At 49.5% G+C, this 17,792-nt stretch carries 16 protein-coding genes; 13 read left to right on the top strand and 3 right to left on the bottom strand.

The window, feature by feature from the left end:
- Window positions 1-787: 787 nt before the first annotated feature.
- Window positions 788-1,198: a hypothetical protein gene (locus RT717_RS07920; protein ID WP_317491197.1), complete on the top strand. Its 411-nt coding sequence runs from the start codon at window positions 788-790 to the stop codon at window positions 1,196-1,198.
- A gap of 185 nt (window positions 1,199-1,383) precedes the next feature.
- Window positions 1,384-1,872 (top strand): hypothetical protein, encoded by a 489-nt coding sequence (locus RT717_RS07915; RefSeq protein ID WP_317491196.1) that lies wholly within the window; start codon window positions 1,384-1,386, stop codon window positions 1,870-1,872.
- A gap of 53 nt (window positions 1,873-1,925) precedes the next feature.
- On the opposite strand, the gene RT717_RS07910 is transcribed toward RT717_RS07915, so the two are convergent.
- Entirely contained in the window at window positions 1,926-3,119 is a 1,194-nt protein-coding gene (locus RT717_RS07910; protein WP_317491195.1) for a sialidase family protein, read from the bottom strand.
- A gap of 219 nt (window positions 3,120-3,338) precedes the next feature.
- Between RT717_RS07910 and RT717_RS07905 the strand changes: the two genes are divergently transcribed.
- From RT717_RS07905 to RT717_RS07890, 4 genes are all read left to right on the top strand, one after another.
- Entirely contained in the window at window positions 3,339-3,761 is a 423-nt protein-coding gene (locus RT717_RS07905) for a PIN domain-containing protein (protein ID WP_317491194.1), read from the top strand.
- Window positions 3,745-3,894, top strand: a complete 150-nt coding sequence (locus tag RT717_RS07900) for a hypothetical protein (RefSeq protein WP_317491193.1) — start codon at window positions 3,745-3,747, stop codon at window positions 3,892-3,894. The genes RT717_RS07905 and RT717_RS07900 overlap by 17 nt, the downstream gene beginning before the upstream one ends.
- A gap of 283 nt (window positions 3,895-4,177) precedes the next feature.
- Entirely contained in the window at window positions 4,178-4,516 is a 339-nt protein-coding gene (locus tag RT717_RS07895; RefSeq protein ID WP_317491192.1) for a hypothetical protein, read from the top strand.
- Window positions 4,517-4,630: 114 nt separating this feature from the next.
- Window positions 4,631-6,244 (top strand): tetratricopeptide repeat protein, encoded by a 1,614-nt coding sequence (locus tag RT717_RS07890; RefSeq protein WP_317491191.1) that lies wholly within the window; start codon window positions 4,631-4,633, stop codon window positions 6,242-6,244.
- Between the two features lie 260 nt (window positions 6,245-6,504).
- On the opposite strand, the gene RT717_RS07885 is transcribed toward RT717_RS07890, so the two are convergent.
- Window positions 6,505-7,380, bottom strand: coding sequence for a sugar phosphate isomerase/epimerase family protein (locus tag RT717_RS07885; RefSeq protein ID WP_317491190.1), 876 nt, complete (start codon window positions 7,378-7,380; stop codon window positions 6,505-6,507).
- A gap of 31 nt (window positions 7,381-7,411) precedes the next feature.
- Window positions 7,412-8,755, bottom strand: coding sequence for a Gfo/Idh/MocA family protein (locus RT717_RS07880; RefSeq protein ID WP_317491189.1), 1,344 nt, complete (start codon window positions 8,753-8,755; stop codon window positions 7,412-7,414).
- Between the two features lie 431 nt (window positions 8,756-9,186).
- On the opposite strand from RT717_RS07880, the gene amrB reads away from it, so the two are divergent.
- The 7 genes from amrB (at window position 9,187) to RT717_RS07845 (ending at window position 17,789) form a co-directional block, all read left to right on the top strand.
- Entirely contained in the window at window positions 9,187-10,254 is a 1,068-nt protein-coding gene (amrB, locus tag RT717_RS07875) for an AmmeMemoRadiSam system protein B (protein WP_317491188.1), read from the top strand.
- Complete coding sequence (locus RT717_RS07870; RefSeq protein ID WP_317491187.1) at window positions 10,251-10,448, top strand: hypothetical protein; 198 nt, start codon at window positions 10,251-10,253, stop codon at window positions 10,446-10,448. Before amrB ends, RT717_RS07870 begins: the two co-directional genes overlap by 4 nt.
- A gap of 124 nt (window positions 10,449-10,572) precedes the next feature.
- Complete coding sequence (locus RT717_RS07865; RefSeq protein ID WP_317491186.1) at window positions 10,573-10,935, top strand: VOC family protein; 363 nt, start codon at window positions 10,573-10,575, stop codon at window positions 10,933-10,935.
- 241 nt (window positions 10,936-11,176) lie between these two features.
- Entirely contained in the window at window positions 11,177-11,698 is a 522-nt protein-coding gene (locus RT717_RS07860) for a YybH family protein (RefSeq protein ID WP_317491185.1), read from the top strand.
- Window positions 11,699-11,761: 63 nt separating this feature from the next.
- Complete coding sequence (locus RT717_RS07855; protein WP_317491184.1) at window positions 11,762-12,562, top strand: RNA polymerase sigma factor; 801 nt, start codon at window positions 11,762-11,764, stop codon at window positions 12,560-12,562.
- Between the two features lie 231 nt (window positions 12,563-12,793).
- Window positions 12,794-15,961, top strand: a complete 3,168-nt coding sequence (locus RT717_RS07850; protein ID WP_317491183.1) for a WD40/YVTN/BNR-like repeat-containing protein — start codon at window positions 12,794-12,796, stop codon at window positions 15,959-15,961.
- Window positions 15,962-16,295: 334 nt separating this feature from the next.
- Entirely contained in the window at window positions 16,296-17,789 is a 1,494-nt protein-coding gene (locus tag RT717_RS07845) for a nuclease-related domain-containing protein (protein ID WP_317491182.1), read from the top strand.
- The last annotated feature ends 3 nt before the right edge of the window (window positions 17,790-17,792 follow it).

Below are 17,792 nucleotides of genomic sequence, written 5' to 3'. Positions count from 1 at the left end.
TCGAAATGACGTCGTTGTGGATGCTTTTGTGGTGCAGCGGCCACATCCTCCCTCACCACATCAACGTCATGCTTGTCCACCGAAACAAAGTGTAGGTGGGGCCGATGGCGAGGAACGAGCGAGCCGACGTGGAACGGCATCCCCCTGTGAATGGCACTGAGCTGGATAAACACACTGCCAGGTCACTTGGATTTCGTTCCTGCGTCGGCTCCGTTTCACTGCTAGTGACAAGCACTATTGTACCTTGGCTATCCATCAGCTTTCCTAAACACCTCAAATTGGCCCGGTTTTAGCAGGAAATTGCAAGTAAAGAGGGCCGCATTCCCTTTCCGGCGTCTGACGGCTCCTCCCCAGTAGGCTAAGCTCGCCGTACCGACGCCTGCCCACCATCCACTACCTTTGCTGCCCAGCACTCACTATCCATGCTGCCTACCACTGACCAGGTATGGTGCGCACCATAGCCTCCTGATAAGCCCTTTACTCACCTACGATAAGGCGTTGTCCCACTTCTTTTAACGCCTTTACTACACCTCTCATAAGCGCTTATAAGGTAGGGAGACAAGCGCTTAACAGGTACCTGCACAAAGGCTTATGCCCGAGGGGTGGCAAAGGCCTGGCTTTAGCAGCAACGAACCCCTCCGGAACTGGCGGCACATCAGCTACTGGTTTTTTCTTTCTTTTGAAAATGTGGTAGCTTGGTTCCGGGGCAAACACATTTAAAACTATTTATTTTTGAAATTCTTCTTTTTTTTATTCTGACCGCAAAAACACTTCAGTTCTCGTAGCGATGAGAAAGTTCAAACTCTATCAACTCTGGTTTCTCGTTCCCGGTGTAGCGCTGGTGGCCACGAGCGTCCTCGTTCCTTTGAACTATCTCTATGCACAACTTTACTGGACGCCCACCGAGGCCATCATTACGGGAACAGTGCTAAATAATGATGGGCCAGAGGCGGAACGATTGACACTCATGGATTTTACTGATCATGAGGGTGTCATCCATCACATTAGCGAAGAAGATGATGACGAAGAAAGTGATTCACCAGCCACAGGTGCAGAAGACCAGCATATTCGCATCTATTACAACCCATTAAACCCCACCGACTACGTGCTGGCCAACGACGGAAGATACCTGATCGTACTTTTCCTTCCCCTGGGCTTATTGGCCTGCTACCTCGGGTGGCCCGATGAAGGTGAATAAAAGTCGTTCTGGTACGTGTCTCACTCGCCGGTTCACCGCTACTGTTACGCCCACTCACCGGCACCTCCAGACTAACAACCAGAAGTCGGCGTTAACTTTTTTGCAAATAAATAATAGAATATATAGCAATAAAAAATGGTTGATTTACAGTAAATTCGATCACTTGGGAGCAAAAAACCTTATTTATGAAACCATGGCTTGTGTCAGCTATTGTTCTGCTTATCTCATTTTCCTGCCGTCAAGACGACGATTCAGACTGCTGGCCAGCAGACCCAAAAAGAAACAGTGATGCTGTTACTATAAAGCAGGGGCTATGGGGAGATGTTTGGCTCTACGAAGGAGATTTTGCACCTATATGTGCTAGCGGGTCAATCACTCCCGTTGAAAGAACTATCCATATCTATCAGCAAGCGACCAGAAAAGACGCAGAAGTATTTGAAGGTACGCTGATATTCTTCAAAACAGTTAAAACTGATTTAATTGCGACAACAACCTCCAATGCAAAAGGCTTTTTTGAGGTTTATCTTGAACCGGGAATCTATAGCGTTTTTGTTCAGGAAGGTGACAGCCTCTATGCAAATCGTGGCACAGCGGACGGTATTAACACCGTAACAATATCAGAGGGGCAGGTCGCTGAATTACTTTTTGAGATAACGTATGCAAGGTACTTCTGAAAAAGGAGCTTTGATCCTACTTTGAGGAATCTGTAATGCCGTTCTGGTGTGTCTCACATGCCTATCACTCTCACCGGATCCACCACCACATACTTAATCGACTTCTCCATCTCGCTGGTGCGGGACGAATAGGTGATGTGTAGCAGCCCTTTGTCGTCTTGCACCAGACAGGGGTAAGAGTAGCTGCTGCCATCCCCTTTTTCGTGGTCTTCGAGGTGCACTTTCCACTTCCAGGTCTCGCCTTCGTCGTCCGACAAGTAGAGGCTCATCCGGTAGCGGCCATCGTCAATGTCATTGCCCAAAAAGGCCCACTTGCCATCCTTCAGCTTGAGCAGCTCCACGCTGGCAGTGTTGGGAATGTCGGTTTTTACTGTGGCACTCCACGACTCCCCGCCATCCCTCGACACGCTCTTGTGCACTCTGGACGGTGCATCGCCGCTGTCCCGCATCAGTGCCACGATGTCTCCGTTTTCTTTCAGTGCCAGGGCAGGCTGTATCGGCCCACGGCCAACAATGGGCAGACTTGCCCGCCAGGTAGCACCGTCATCGTCGGAAATAGCCACCAGCGACATATTGAAGCCGTCGGAGTAAAGCGGCAGCAGAATACGGCCGTTGGGCAGTATCAGCGGCTTGATGCGTGTCATCCAGCCCGTACTGGTTTTGCGTTCGTCCTTGCTGGCTTCTATGATCATTCTGTCGTACGACGGCGCATACTCCGCCCAGCCAGCCGGGTTGTCCGGCAGGTCTTTGAACTTAGCGGCCACCTCTGCCGCAAATGCCTCTCCGGGTGCCAGCAGGATATTGTCCTGCCAGTCCCAGTCCGGGGCACCGGCTGTATTGTAGCGGGTCGACGTGCGCACCCGCAAAATGGAGTTCTCCCAGCGGTTGGCCTGCACGGCAATCCACACCAGGAAAAGCTTACCATTTCCGTTCAGGAAGAGTACGGGGTTGCAGTCAGGCAGACCAGGCGTGTCGGCCATGAGAAACGGAGCCGTCCAGCTGGTCGTGCCCTTCTTTAGCCTCGCTCCCATCAGGCGCACATCGTCGGCAGTGCGTTCACCACTCCCCTGGAACCACACAGCCAGCTTGTCGCCGTTGGGCAAAATGACCAGGCTGCTGGCGTGGGTATGCTCAGACTGTGGGGGGAAGATGAGTTGCTGGCTGATGATGAAATTGGTGGCGCTTTGGGCGACAACCAAAGTGCTGCAAATACAGACGGCAAACAGGGACAAGAGGAGGTGCTTCATGCATTATTGTGATTGGGTAGGCTAATATAAAAAGGATTGGGGAATGGAAGAGAAGCATTTTCTGTGAGAGAAGCAGCGACAAGTGGGCACTAGACGGCTAATATTCATCAACAAAAACCTGTTTGTAGTTTAGAAACGTTAACTATCAAATTTGAAATCACTAACTTCAAATTGTGAAACCAAGGCTATATTTTGATACGTCTATTTTTGGCGGAATTTATGACGAAGAGTTCCGAATGGAAACAGAAAAACCTTTTTGGCATGGTTGAGAACGGAGAAATCACTTGCGTTTATTCTGACCTGACTATCGCAGAATTAGAAAATGCGCCTGAGCGAGTAAGAACGCACTTCCAGCATTTGCCGCAAAGTAATATTGAGCTGGTTCAAATTACTGGAGAAAGCTTCGTGCTCGCCGACCAATACATCAACGAAAAGGTTGTAGGAAGAACGAGCTATGATGATTGTTTACACATCGCTACTGCAACACTGTGTAAAGTGAATTATCTGGTGAGTTGGAATTTTAAGCATATTGTCAATGTATTTAGAATCAGGGGCTATAACTCAATCAACGTTAAAAACGGTCTAGGGCTGCTGGATATTCGTTCACCAAAAGAAATTGTCAATTATGGAGACAAAGATTAAAGAAAAGCAATTCGATACCGTCAGCTTCTTCAGGAAGGAAAAAGAGAGAATAGCAAAAGAAACAGAAGGAATGACCTTCGAGCAGTACAAATCCTATATTGAGAAGCACAGAAAGTGGGCAGATAAGAAATAAGTCAGAAGAGCCATGACTCTTCAGGAAACCTCATCTCGCAAGGGTCTCCGCCATCCGGGCAGGCTTGTGAGTGATAAATTTCAGCGTCCTGCCGCTCAAACAAATGATCGGGTAATCAACTCCGCACCCTTTCGTTTCAATCAGTCTCTCCTGAAAGGAATCGGCTGGAGACACTGAGCAACAACAAAATCAACATTTAAGGGCCATAGAGGGAGGCAAGGCTGGTTTACTCCAACCATAAGCTGCGTTGGGGTGTCATCAGAAACAACAAATTCGACAGACAATGAGATTACAGAACCTCCTCCTCGTATTGGTTGCTTTTTTTACCTTTTCATGTAAAGAAGATATTCCGTGCGACGATTTGTCCTGGTTAGATGCGGAAATAGAAACTTTAAAGCAATCCGAGCTTGTTGAGTTTTTTTATGTGTATCAGGCTGAATACAAGGGAATGGCGGTTTTTTATGTCGGCAACTGCTGTCCCAATTGCTCCACTGTTGCACCCGATATCCGCAACTGCTTAGGCAACTCAATTGGAACCCTTGGGGATGATATTGAGTCTGATAAGCTCAAAAATGGCAAAATATATTGGCAGCCAGATGAATTTGCCTGCACGCTAAAATAATGCATTTCCCGGGAGCCAGCACTATCTGTGCACAAGTAAACTGCCACCTGTCGCTCCGCAATTGCACCCGGCACATCATTTACTTAACATGCGTTTTTTCATTAACTTCATCCTATGAAAAAACCGACCGTTATATCCCTGACTCTCTCGCTCTTCGTTCTTATCGCAGCATCGTGCACTCAGCAATCGTCTTCAGGTGAAGACACTCAACTGGGCGACCTCCACCACAGCTTCTCTATATCTGACAAGGCAAGCGAGTCTTTTGACCAGGGACTTTTGCTGCTGCATAGCTTCGAATATGACGATGCGAACGAGGCCTTCCAAAAAGCCATTGAGGCCGACCCTGACGAGCTCATGGCTCATTGGGGACTGGCCATGACCCACTACCGGGCGCTCTGGGGCCTGCAAGATGTCGAAGCCGGGCGCAAAGTCATTCAGGCTGTTGGGAAAACCAAAGAAGCCAGGATGGCCAAAGCAGAAAATCAGCTGGAGGCTGCCTTTTGGGAAGGTGTAGAAATACTCTATGGCGAAGGTGAGCTCGATGAGCGAAACCAGCGCTATGCCGATCATATGGCCGGGGTATATGAGGCCAACCCCGACAATCAGGAAGTAGCAGCGTTTTACGCCCTGGGCCTTATGTGGGCTGGCTATACCAACCAGGATAACCTCAATAAATCCGCCGAGGTGGCTGCAGGCATCATTGCAGAGAACCCCACTCACCCGGGTGCTTTGCACTACATGATTCACGCCAATGACGATCCTGAATACGCCCAAATCGCCCTCACCGCAGCCGACAAATACGCCACCGTGGCGCCCGACGCCTCCCACGCTTTGCACATGCCTTCGCATATCTACGTGGCCCTTGGTATGTGGGACAAAGTAGTGAGCTCCAACATAGCCTCCTACCAGGCAAGCTTACATCGCATGGAGGCAAAAGGACTTGGCGGTAAGGAAAGAGGCTATCATGCCATGGCCTGGCTGCACTACGGCTACCTGCAGACGGGCGAGTATCAGAAAGCGGCTGATTTATTGGCTGAGATCATTGGTTACCACCAGGATTCCACCGCATCGAAGAGCTATTTGATTACCATGCAAAACGAGCAGCGCATCGAGGCGGGGTACTGGCCGGAAGGGCTCACGCCACAGCAAGTAGACTACTCCAAGCTTGGACTTTCGGAAAAGTCGGCCATGCATTTTTTCAATAGTTCGCTGGCTTTCGATAAAAAAGACGCCGCAGGGCTCCAGGTGGAAATTGATGGGCTTAACCGTCAGCTCAGCAAAGCCAGTTTATTGGTAAATGACGAAGGCATAGCCATGTGCAGCGCAGGGCCCACCCGGTATGCACCTACCAAAGAGGGGTTGAAAAAAACACAGGTCGTGATTCACCAGATGGGAGCGCTGCTGGCGCAGCTAAAGGGCGATGCTGCATTAACAGAAGACCACCTCGCTAAAGCAACACAGCTTGAAAGTGAGTGTTCCTACGATGCAGGGCCGCCTTTCATCGCCTACCCTTCTTTTGAACAATACGGCGATTGGCTGCTGGCGCAAAACAGGCCGGAAGAAGCATTAACCCAGTTCAACCAATCGTTGACCAACCGAAAAAACCGCAACAAAGCCTTGCGTGGAAAGCTAGCGGCGCTGGAAGCCCTGGGCAGAACCGACGAAGCGAAAGAAGTGAAAGCCATTATTTCTCAATACGCCCCGGCTCAAAAGGTGGCTGTGAGGTAGTTTTATCAGCAGGAAGAAAAGACTACAAAGGTTTCGCTGGATCGCCGGATTGCAGCCATTCCCTGCATTTCAATCCGTTAGCCAGCAGAAGCTGTTTGACCAAACTTTTGTAGTCTGCGGGAACGAACAGCGAATGTCTTCTCACGCTTTGGGAAACATCAATCTCCCGATCTCCCTCAGCGCCTCCTGATAAGGGACTCTGAGGGAGGAGAGGGAAGAAATCCCGGCGTGTGAGGACACCCGCCGGAACAAAAACAGTCTTAGCTATTCCCCACCATCTTATTAAACAGCTGCAACTGCTCCTTCATGGCAGCCACTCTGTCGGTAGGTTCGGTGCGGGCTTCAAGCAAAATCCAGCCATCATATTTGATACCGTTGAACAGGTTCATAAGCTGTTGGTAAGGGTATTCACCCACGTTCAGCTCCCGAATGTGCACGGTGTCGCCAAACCATTTCTTCACAGAATTGAAGTTGGCTTCCAGCCCTGGTTCCCACAGGTCCTGATCGTTGCAGTTCCAGCACATCTTCACGCTTTTCTCCGTTACCTGCTCAAAGATAGCCTTCATGTTAGGCAACTCCTGGGTTCCCTCGCCGTGAACTTCCACCCGCACCACCAGCCCGAGGTCAGCTGCATATTTGCCACATTCATTGAACGATGCCGCTATCTGAGCGATGGTTTTCTCTTTGGCAACCCCATCCGGGAAGCCATTGGGCTTCACCTTGATGCCGGTAGATCCGATATCCTTGCAAAGCTGAAGATACTGCTTGGTACCTTCAATGTTCTTGCGAACCCTTGCCTGGTCGGCATGGTGGTAGTCGAAATTAGAACCGTAGCCAAGGCACTTCACCGGACTGTCAGCAAATCGCTTTTTCACCTCCGCCCGCTGACTGGCAGAAAGACTTGTCTCCACACCATGGGCATGTTCTGTGCGCAGTTCCACACCCAATAAGCCTGTCTTTTCGCAGTTGGCAATGAGGGTAGGCAAATCCCAGTCTTTCCCCCATTGATAGGTCACCAGGCCGAGCTTCATTTTCGACTTTTTGGCAAACGCACTTACCATAAGTGGGTCTATCAACGACAGACCCACTCCGGCAATAACACTTTTTCCTATAAAATCACGACGTGATTTATTCATTTTCATACGTTGTTCCATCCAGATGCTTCGCTTACACTATCTCAGGAACTTCGAATCCCTTTCTGTAATTGCGCTTCAGCATTTTATCGGCTTCAGGGTCGTTTACGAAGGTTTCGGAGCTTGGATTAAACGTCAGCACACGATCCAGCCTGTAGGCAATATTACCAAGGTGCGCCAGTCCTGAGGCAAGGTGCGCCGTTTCTACAGGGCCGTTTTGCACAGACCTGTCACGCTTGCGAACAGCCTCGATAAAGTTCTTGAAGTGTCCGTCGGTGCCGCCGTCGCCACGGTCCATGCCAGTGCCCGACGCCATGCCGTCGTCGCCTGATTCGCCCGGCGTTCTGTCCTGGCCCATGTAGGTCTTGAACTTGTCATAGCCATCCACCACTAAGATGCCCTTTTCACCGTAGAAGATATTGCCCACTGTGGCACCATCCTCAGTGTTGGTACACCACGGACGCACTTCAAACTGGATGATCTTACCTTCTTCAGGGTAGTTATAGATGGAGGTAAGCACCTCAGGCACCTCTTTGGCATCGTCCCAAAGAAATTTACCACCCATAGAGGTGATTTTAGTAGGTAGCCCCACGTCCAATCCCCACATACACAGGTCGGTTTCGTGAATACCCTGGTTGCCTACGTCGCCATTGCCGTAGTCCCATGCCCAGTGCCAGTTGTAGTGCACAAGGTTTTTGGTGAAGGCACGCTTGCCTGCCGGGCCAGTCCACAGGTCGTAATCAAGGCCTTCTGGCACCGGAGAAAATCCCTGATCACCTATGCTAGGTCTCCAGCGGAACACAAGACCACGTGACATGTATACCTTGCCCAGGTAGCCGTTGCGCATCAGGTCAATAGCTTTATTGATAGCTGGTGAGCTTCTTAGCTGCACGCCATGCTGCACTATTCTGTCATACTTGTGGGCTGCTTCCACCATCTTGCGGCCTTCCCATATATTGTGAGAGCCTGGCTTTTCTACATACACGTCTTTGCCCGCCTGGCAAGCCCAGATAGTGGCCAATGCATGCCAATGGTTGGGCATAGCGATGCTGATCACATCAATGTCCTTGTTGTCGATGATCTTGCGAACGTCCTGCTCAAGGAGCACGTCTTTTTTGTACGTTTCTTTGAACTCTGCCTGGCGCTTTTTCAGAAGAGGCATGTCAGGGTCACACAGGTGGGTGATCTGAACATTGTCCTGCACCATAAAGCTCTTGATATGGCTCTTGCCCCTGCCATTAACGCCTAAAACAGCGGCATTGATCCGGTCGTTGGCACCAAAAACGCTTGACGGCATGATGGTGGGTAGTGCAAACGCCACCGACCCGGCCACGGCTGTTTTCTTTATAAACTCTCTTCTAGTTGGTTCCATTTTCATTCATTTATTATTTTAAGTAGGACTATTAGTTTTCATTGTTTCAACCAGGCTTGCAACCTGCATCGGGCATGCGGTTGACCTGCTACTGTAAGACGAAGTAGCCAGGGTAATCACTTACATAAGGTACGAAAAAAGCCGATTAAATTGACGAGCGGTCGGGTTGGGAAATCAGAGGAGGATTGGTTAGGATGTTTACCGGATTGTTAAGAGCCTTGGAGAGTTCACCAGTATCCCTCCGTCGTTCTGGTGGGTGTCTTCACACACCAGCACCAATGATACCGGGGTATGAAAACATACTTAGAAAATTAAAAAGGTTACAATCCGCCCTTCCGCAGAGAATAACCCCTTTAACTAATTCGCCTCCCAGATAAAATCACTGGAAAGACACTAGCCAACAGCTACATTTGCCTCTCAACCAACCACCACCAGGCATGAGAGCTTTCCCTTTTTTTTTATTTATCGTCATTGTCAGCTTTGGCTGCAAACCATCAGATGAAAAGAACACACAAGCGCCGGAGGCAAAAGTCCGCCAGGCACGAGGCTATGCGCAGCACGACTGGCAAATGGATTCGATTTACAACAGATTGCACCTGCAAGACACCGCCAACGACTTACAGTGGAAGGCCGCCATCAGCCCGCACGACAACTACCGTTTTGCCGGTGAGCTCTACTACAAATCATTGCGGGGCATCAACGCACCCCACATCATCCTCATTGGCGTAGCCCACCGGGCCCGCAATTTCGACCTGCAGGACAAGCTGGTTTTTGGCACCTTTACCGAATGGGAGTCGCCCTATGGAGGCATCAAGGTCTCATCACTGGGAGAGGACATCATGAGTCGCCTGCTGGAGCAGGACTTTATTGTGCACGACAGCATGCAGGTGATTGAGCATTCGCTGGAGGCCATTATTCCATGGCTCCACAAAAAGAACCGGAAGGCGGAAATCGTCCCGATACTGGTGCCCTACATCAGCTACACAGGCATCGACTCGATCAGTGCTCATCTGGCCCAGGCTGTGCATGAGATCCTGGAGGCCAAGGGATGGACGTATGGCAAAGACGTGGCTATTGTGATCTCCAATGATGCCGTGCACTATGGCGACGAGGATTGGGGCGGCTCTACCACGCTAGCGCCCATGGGCACCGATTCAGCCGGCACAGAGCAGGCCCGGCAGATGGACCTGGAAATCATTGACAAATGCCTGACCAACGAGCTCTCAGCCGAAAAGATCAAGCTGTTCACGGAATACACCGTGCAGCAAGCCGATTACAAAGAGTACAAATGGGTGTGGTGCGGCAGGTACTCGGTGCCTTTCGGGCTGTCGTTTGCGAACAAGCTGAACGTGCTGGAAACTGGCCAGCCGTTGACCGGCACCTTCCTGGGCTACCAAACCAGCATTGATCATCCCCTCATGGAAGTGGAAGACATTGGGATGACGGTATCGGCGCTTTCTACCAACCACCACTGGGTAGCATATACGAGTATTGTGTATGAGTGACTAACCAGAATGGGCTCATCCACCATCACAACTCCAACGTCATGCCGATTGTGAGGAACGAGCGAGCCGACGTGGAACGGCATCCCCATGGGAATAGCAGTGAGCTGGATAGAGACACTGCAAACATTCTTAGAATTTTCTCTCCCTACAATCCTAAAGGAAGTGACGGCTGCAATGGGAAGTTTAGCCATTAGCAATTCATGCGATGCCCGCACAGGGAACAATCCATACATTTCTTGACTGTGATCAAGTATCACTAACGAAAATAAAGGACATCTTTGCTCAGTATGTTCACAAAAATCATTTCAAAATTGAGTTATGAGTTTTACCAGGTTAGTTCCTAATGTCTACTATCAGGATATCCAAGACGGGCTAAAAATGTTTGTGGATTGCCTTGGATTCAGTATGGGCCACGAAGAATTCAATTCAAACAATCCGTTTTGTGTGATCAAGCAGGGCGAGTTGCAAATGCTCCTTTTTGAACATAAAGAACTGGCAAAGGAACATAACCCTGAGTTCAGGCTTGTGACAAATACTATTGATGAAGTGTACAAAAGGGTAAGCGCCGCACACCCTGAGTTTCTTCATCCAAACCTTAGCAAAGTCACGCTTCGCCCCTGGGGAGCAAAAGAATTTGCACTGAGGGATCACCAGGTATGTATCATTATTCAGCAATGGTGAGCAGTTCCGGTGTGTGAGACACACTCCCGAACGCTGACATGGCAAACTCGAGGGCAGGTGTGCTGGAGCAGATTAAAGAGGTTACTATCTGTGCTTCCGCACATAGTAACCTCTTTAATGGTTAATGCGTGGAGAGTGCCTGCATCAGGCAAAAAATAATCACCGAAAAAATTCACACTCCCTTTTTATAGCAGTCTAATGAACTGAAGCCGCAACAATGCGGCCTTTTAAAAGATGAGCTATGAAAAAAACAAACATCGTATGGATGGCATTGGCCTGTGGCATGACCGTCGCTGGTTTTGCACCACCCAAACAAATCGAAAAACACCACCAACCAATTCAACAAACACGAACAAAAATGGACAACAACTTTAATGAAGAGCAAAAGAAAGTATTCAGCACCATTCAGAGAATGGTAGCGGCATTCGAAGCCAAGGACATCGACGGGGTGCTTGCCACCTATGAAAACAACGCCATTGTGATGTTTGAGCCTCAAAAGCCTGTGCAGGGCAAAGAGAATTTAAGGGCGGCCTTTACCCAATTTGTTGGCATGAACCCTCAGTACACATTTAGCGGACACGAAGTATATGTATCCGGCGATATAGCCACGCATGTTGCTCCATGGAAAATGACCGGGCATTTACATGACGGCACTAAAATTGAACAAAGTGGCTTGTCGGTAGCCGTTTTAAGAAAGCAGTCCAACGGCGGCTGGCTGATGATTCAGGACAATCCTCACGGACAATTACTTCTCAATCAATAAGGCATCCTGTCAATAAAGGATATGCACTGGCAAGCATATCCTTTATTGCTTAAATTGAACGCAATGGAAGATCAAAAACTAGTACAACGGTGCCTGGAAGGCGACAAACAAAGTCTGGAAAAACTGATCGCCTCGGTGCAGGGCCTTATATTTAATCTCTCCGTCCGGTTTCTTTACAACAAGATGGATGCAGAAGACGCTACACAGGAAATTCTCCTGAAGCTTGTCACCAACCTGAGCAAGTACGACGGGCGAAGTAAGTTCACAACCTGGGCCTATCGGGTGGCCACCAACTACCTGATCAGCCAAAAGCAAACCAAAATAGAGGGTGTGCTCACCTCCTTCGATGTCTATGCAGCCGATCTTCAGTATTTCAAAATGCCAACCGACTATAACTTACCGGACAAAGCCCTGCTGGAAAAGGAGGTAAAGACCAGTTGCACCCTGGCCATGCTGCAGTGCCTGAACAGAGAACAACGGACAGCGTTCATTTTGGGCAGCACCCTGAAGATCAACAGTAAAGTAGGCGCAGAGATAATGGGAGGCACTCCAGAAAACTTTCGCAAAAGACTTGAGCAGGCACGGAGCGTTCTGGGCAGCTTCCTGAACAGTAACTGTGGGGTGTACAACCCAAAAAATAGCTGCAGGTGCAGCAAACGGATCAATACGGCGCTGGCTTGCGGCAGGATAGACAAAGCCAACCTATCATTCACCACCCATGTCGACTTGTACAACGACGAAATGGAAGAGCTCAGCTCTCTGTCGGGGATATACCACAACCACGGCACGTTTCAGAGCACTGGCGACCTGATTGCCCACCTACATCAGATGATTAGTACCAAGAAGATACTGAGCGATAACTAGTAAGTCTTGCGCCATCATTGCGCAGGCTGATGCCAAAATACTGGCAGGCTGCCATGGACACTTGGCTATCCGTAGCGAAACGCATTAACGAGGTCACTATCTGCAACGGATTAAAAAGGTTCCATCTGCACTTCCGCAGAGAATAACCTCTTTAATCAACCGATCACCCAAATTTCCTTTCCACATTCCCGCCAATTGAGTAGAATTAGGTTTACAACCTAAGCCAAACAGATGAACTCAATTGTGTCCAAATGCCTGACTGGCATAGCCGCCTGCCTGCTCCTCCCCCTCCTGTCATTCAGCCAGGTCGACTCAAAGGTCTTCGACGACCTTTCGTACCGCTTCATTGGCCCTGAGGGCAACCGGGCCATTGCCATTGTGGGCGAGCCGGGCAACCCCATGGTCAACTATATAGGCGCTGCCTCAGGCGGGATCTGGAAAACGGAAGACGGCGGCGTATCGTGGGATCCCATCTTCGACGACCAGAACGTTTCCTCTATCGGCTCCCTGGCTTTGGCACCGACCGAGCCCTCTACAGTGTGGGCGGGCACCGGCGAAACCTTCCTGATTCGTCCGGCGCACTCTATAGGCAACGGCATCTACAAATCGACCGACGCTGGTAAGTCGTGGACCAATATGGGACTGGAAAAAACAGCCCGCATTGGCCGGGTGATTGTGCATCCTTCGAATCCTGACATTGTATATGCAGCAGCCCTCGGCCATACCTACGGCCCACAGCAGGAACGGGGTATTTACCGCACCAAAGACGGTGGCAAGACGTGGACAAAAGTGCTGTTTGTGGATGAAAACACAGGCGCTGCAGACCTGAGCATGGATCCCACCAACCCCAATGTGCTTTACGCTGCCATGTGGTCCATTCATATCAACACCTGGGGACTGCGCAGCGGCGGTGGCGGTGGCGGCATTTATAAATCTACCGATGGCGGCGATACCTGGAAGCCGATGGCCGCTAATGGCCTGCCGGGAGGCAAAGACCATCCTGTTGGCAAAACAGCTGTGGCAGTAGCGCCCGGCAACCCCAACAAAGTGTACGCCCTGTTTGAAGACAAAAGCCCAGCCCTGTACAGCACAGAAAACGCCGGTGAAAGCTGGACACTCATCAGCAATCACCACGACATGGCAGAGCGGGCACCCTACTACACTCGTATTGCGGTTTCTCCCGCCAATGAAAATGAAATCTACTTCATGAGCGTTCGCTTCTCGCAGTCGCTGGATGGCGGCAAAACGCTGGAAAAGCGCCCTCCCCGTGGTGGTGGCGACAACCACGATATGTGGATTGACCCCACCAACGCCGACCGCATGATGGTGGCCCACGATGGCTGCGCCAGCATCAGCCTGAACCATGGCAAGAGTTTCCAGCGGGTGGTGCTGCCCATTGCGCAGATGTACCACGTGGCCGTGGACAACAATGCTCCTTATTTTGTGTACGGCAACCGGCAGGATGGCTACTCTTACCGGGGCCCCAGCAACAGCTTGCAGGGTTATATCCCCCTTGGTTTGTGGCAGGGTGTGGGCGGCTGCGAAAGTGGTTTCGCCAAGCCTGATCCGCTCGACAACAACATCATTTGGTCAGGTTGCTACGACGGTGGCCTGCAGCGCTTCGACATGCGCACAGGCCATGCCCGGGAGGTGAGGGTGTGGCCGGAAGCCGGGTATGGCTGGAAGCCCGCCGATCTGAAGTATCGCTGGCACTGGAACTTCCCGCTGAGCTTTTCTCCGCACACGCCACACCGGGTGTATGTGGGCAGCCAGTATGTGCACCAGTCCGACGACGGTGGCCAAAGCTGGCAGCTCATCAGCCCCGACCTGACGCTGAACGACAAAACCCATCAGCAGAACTCTGGCGGCATTGCCATCGACAACCTGATGACGTTTGATGGCGCTACGTTGTTTGCTGTGGAAGAATCGCCCATTCAAAAAGGCTTGATCTGGACAGGCAGCAACGACGGACAGGTGCAGCTGACCCAGGATGGCGGCAAAACCTGGACGAACGTAAGCAAAAACATTCCCGTGGCGCCCTGGGGTACTATCTCGAACATAGAGCCGTCACGCTACAACGCAGGCACCGCCTACATCACCATCGACCTGCACCAAATGGCCGACTTTGATCCTTATATCTTCAAGACGAGCGACTACGGCAAGACCTGGAAGAAAATCAGCGACGGCATTCCTAAGTCTATCCTGAGCTTCGCACACGTGGTGAGGGAAGACCCGAAGAAGCAGGGGCTGCTGTTTGCCGGCACCGACAATGGCGTGTACTACTCGCCCAACGATGGCGCCACCTGGCTGCCGTTGCAAAACAACCTCCCTCCTGCGCCTGTGTACTGGCTGGCTATTCAGGAAAACTTCGACGACCTGGTGGTGGCTACCTACGGCCGTGGGTATTATATCATGGACGACATCTCCCCTATCCGGCAGTTTTCTGAAGAGGTGCAGGCGACAGCGGTGCATGCATTTGACTTGCGCAAAGCCTACCGCTTCCAGGAAAAAGAAGCCATCAAAACCGATGGGCCTAGCTTGAACGCCGGACAAAACCCGGCCTATGGTGTGGGCGTGAACTACTACCTGAAGGACTCTGTGGAACAGCCAGTGGTGATCACCATCCTCAACCAGCAGCAGGAGGTGGTCCGCACCCTCAAAGGCAAGCAAACTGCTGGCATAAACCGAACGGTGTGGGATCTGCGCTACGAGCCCACCTTTAAGCCCAAGCTCAGGACGAAGCCAGAAGGCCGCCCCTGGGTAGAAATGAACGGAGAAGGCTGGCGGCCTCTTGTGACCTGGGACCTCGACCTGATGGGCGGACAGCTGGGACCAAGGGTAGCGCCCGGACAGTATTTCGTCAAAATAAACGTGGGCGATACGGAAATCATCAAAACCGTCGACGTACTGAAAGATCCTTCAACTGAAGGCACCCAGCAGGAAATAGAAGAGCAGGTGGCGTTCTCCCTGCAGCTGCGTGACGCTATGAACACCGTGGTAGAGATGATTGACCGGGTTGAGTGGATCAGAAAAGAGCTGGAGGAGATGATCCCCACGATCAAAAACACCAAACTTAAGAAGGAGCTGATGGCGGTGCAGGGCCAGGCCACGGCCATTGCGGGCCAGCTCTACGACATTCACATGACTGGAGCCCGGGAAGACGCCTTCCGCACGCCGATGCAGCTCTATGGCAGGCTTTCTGCCCTGGCGAGCGACATAACGGCCAAGGGAGCGGACTTTAAGCCCACCAGCCAGCAGGCCGAGGTAAAAGGCGTGCTGAACGAACGGATGGTTAGGGTGCAGAAAGAATTCCAAACCCTGCTCGACAAGCAAGTGACCCAGCTGAACGACAAGCTGATCAATGAGAACGCTAAGATTGATATTGAGGGGAAGAAGTAGGGAACTCGCCCTCGTTTCCGCCAGCGGGCGGACATGTGTAACGAGGGCGTTTGGAATATGCGTTTGTAACGCATGTTTATCTCTCCTCTATTTGGTCTGGAATGTAAAGATGCGCTGCAAGCGCAAGCCTCAGAAGCCCTCGTTTACAACGAGGGCTAGGGCGGGGCTGCATTTTTTCTATATTCTTAGATAAACCCTAGCAAAATACTGACTTTTTTTTCGCTAAATATGCTAGATTCATCTATCCTATCTTCCAAAAAGAAAAGGGTCTAATTACACCAGCTACTCAAAAACACTTTCTGCGCACAGACTTTAATCTAAAGTTATACGAATAATGCTAAGAGATACATCCGAAGTACTGATGGATATAAAACAGCTGGTAAGAACAAAGGGGTTCCTATACACCATTTGCTTAATCCTAGTGGATGACTTTCACTTAAATGTGGAAGCGATGCACGAGACCGACTATCGATCGAGACTGAATAAGAACGAAATTCTTATGCTTCTTGGGTTCTTAATTCAAGATGAAATTTCACTAGAAACCCCAAAATCTCCATTTGAATTAATTGAGCTAAAGAAAAAAACCTATCACCTCATGGAAGAATTGCATTATTCGACCACCGCACCCTTCCAAGCTAAAATAGAACAACTAATCAAAAATCCTAGCTCTCAAAACGCTCCAAACGATAAAGATTTTTTTGGAGACGAGAATATGTTCATCGAACCAATCTTCTATTCTGGTGATGGAATATATGACATTCAATATCTAGAGTTTCTTAAAAGAAAGTATAAATACAATGAAGAATGGTTGAACAGAAACGCTGACTTTGACTTCGACAATATCCTTGAAATTGTAACTCACATCAAAAAACTACATCAAGACAAGTTTCAAAGAGTTAATTTCATAGGGCTAAAAGAAAACAAGCAGCAAATCCTCAAGGACTTAAGAAAAGGTAAGTCAATTCCAAAAAAAGAGAGAGATGACTTCCTTGCATTATTGGAGTTTTATCAATTTTCGGAATTTTTTGAAGCAGAAAGTAATCTTGCTAAAGGGCTAGATCCAACTCAAATAACTGAAAACGGGTGGAAATCATTTTATCTGGGACTTCTAGATTTATTTTCTATCACACCAAGCGACTTTCTTCCAAAACACAAAATTTCAAGATTCTTAAAAAAATTCTCAATAGCCAACTCTCCATTTGGACGAAATGAAAATTTTCAAAACATCGGAGATTTTAACATTCTCTCAGCGAGCCCTATAATTCCATTCGGATCAGATAAATATTTTGTCCCAATCATATTTTCTGTTTTTGAAGCAGTTTACGAAAGCCCCTACTACTGGATGACTGAAGACAAATCCTATCGAAATAGCCTGGCGGAAAGTAGAGGTAAAGCTGGAGAGGAAATCGCCTTTGAACTCCTTAAAGCTGTTGTTGGTGAAAACAGAATTTATAAGTCCATAAAAATTGAATCAAAAAGAGGGTACGATGATACTGATATTGACGTTCTATGCATTCTAGGCAACAAGGCAATCTGCGTTCAGGTAAAGTCCAAGAAGTTAACCCAATTGTCTCGCAAAGGAAATTCAAATCAACTGAAGACCGATTTTAAAGGAGCTGTTCAAGATGCCTATGAACAGGGAATGACAAGCCGAACAAAAATCATTGAGAAAAACTCGATTTTCCGTGATGAAAATGGAAATAGGCTTAATATCATTGATAATATAGAAGATGTATACATTCTCATTGTTACGACCGAAAACTATCCTGCACTAACTCACCAAGCCCGATCACTGGAGAGTGTTACAATAACTGTGTCAAGTCATTGATTT

It is taken from the genome of Imperialibacter roseus, assembly GCF_032999765.1.
Classification (GTDB): domain Bacteria; phylum Bacteroidota; class Bacteroidia; order Cytophagales; family Cyclobacteriaceae; genus Imperialibacter; species Imperialibacter roseus.
Note: the sequence above shows the minus strand (reverse complement) of the source record. Positions and strands in the feature narration are given on the sequence as shown.

What these genes read in the sequence shown, in the direction of transcription:
- RT717_RS07920 (WP_317491197.1), top strand. Translation starts at nt 788, where the DNA reads ATGAGAAAGTTCAAACTCTATCAACTCTGGTTTCTCGTTCCCGGTGTA.
- RT717_RS07915 (WP_317491196.1), top strand. Translation starts at nt 1,384, where the DNA reads ATGAAACCATGGCTTGTGTCAGCTATTGTTCTGCTTATCTCATTTTCC.
- RT717_RS07910 (WP_317491195.1), bottom strand. Translation starts at nt 3,119, where the DNA reads ATGAAGCACCTCCTCTTGTCCCTGTTTGCCGTCTGTATTTGCAGCACT.
- RT717_RS07905 (WP_317491194.1), top strand. Translation starts at nt 3,339, where the DNA reads ATGACGAAGAGTTCCGAATGGAAACAGAAAAACCTTTTTGGCATGGTT.
- RT717_RS07900 (WP_317491193.1), top strand. Translation starts at nt 3,745, where the DNA reads ATGGAGACAAAGATTAAAGAAAAGCAATTCGATACCGTCAGCTTCTTC.
- RT717_RS07895 (WP_317491192.1), top strand. Translation starts at nt 4,178, where the DNA reads ATGAGATTACAGAACCTCCTCCTCGTATTGGTTGCTTTTTTTACCTTT.
- RT717_RS07890 (WP_317491191.1), top strand. Translation starts at nt 4,631, where the DNA reads ATGAAAAAACCGACCGTTATATCCCTGACTCTCTCGCTCTTCGTTCTT.
- RT717_RS07885 (WP_317491190.1), bottom strand. Translation starts at nt 7,380, where the DNA reads ATGAATAAATCACGTCGTGATTTTATAGGAAAAAGTGTTATTGCCGGA.
- RT717_RS07880 (WP_317491189.1), bottom strand. Translation starts at nt 8,755, where the DNA reads ATGAAAATGGAACCAACTAGAAGAGAGTTTATAAAGAAAACAGCCGTG.
- amrB (WP_317491188.1), top strand. Translation starts at nt 9,187, where the DNA reads ATGAGAGCTTTCCCTTTTTTTTTATTTATCGTCATTGTCAGCTTTGGC.
- RT717_RS07865 (WP_317491186.1), top strand. Translation starts at nt 10,573, where the DNA reads ATGAGTTTTACCAGGTTAGTTCCTAATGTCTACTATCAGGATATCCAA.
- RT717_RS07860 (WP_317491185.1), top strand. Translation starts at nt 11,177, where the DNA reads ATGAAAAAAACAAACATCGTATGGATGGCATTGGCCTGTGGCATGACC.
- RT717_RS07855 (WP_317491184.1), top strand. Translation starts at nt 11,762, where the DNA reads ATGGAAGATCAAAAACTAGTACAACGGTGCCTGGAAGGCGACAAACAA.
- RT717_RS07850 (WP_317491183.1), top strand. Translation starts at nt 12,794, where the DNA reads ATGAACTCAATTGTGTCCAAATGCCTGACTGGCATAGCCGCCTGCCTG.
- RT717_RS07845 (WP_317491182.1), top strand. Translation starts at nt 16,296, where the DNA reads ATGCTAAGAGATACATCCGAAGTACTGATGGATATAAAACAGCTGGTA.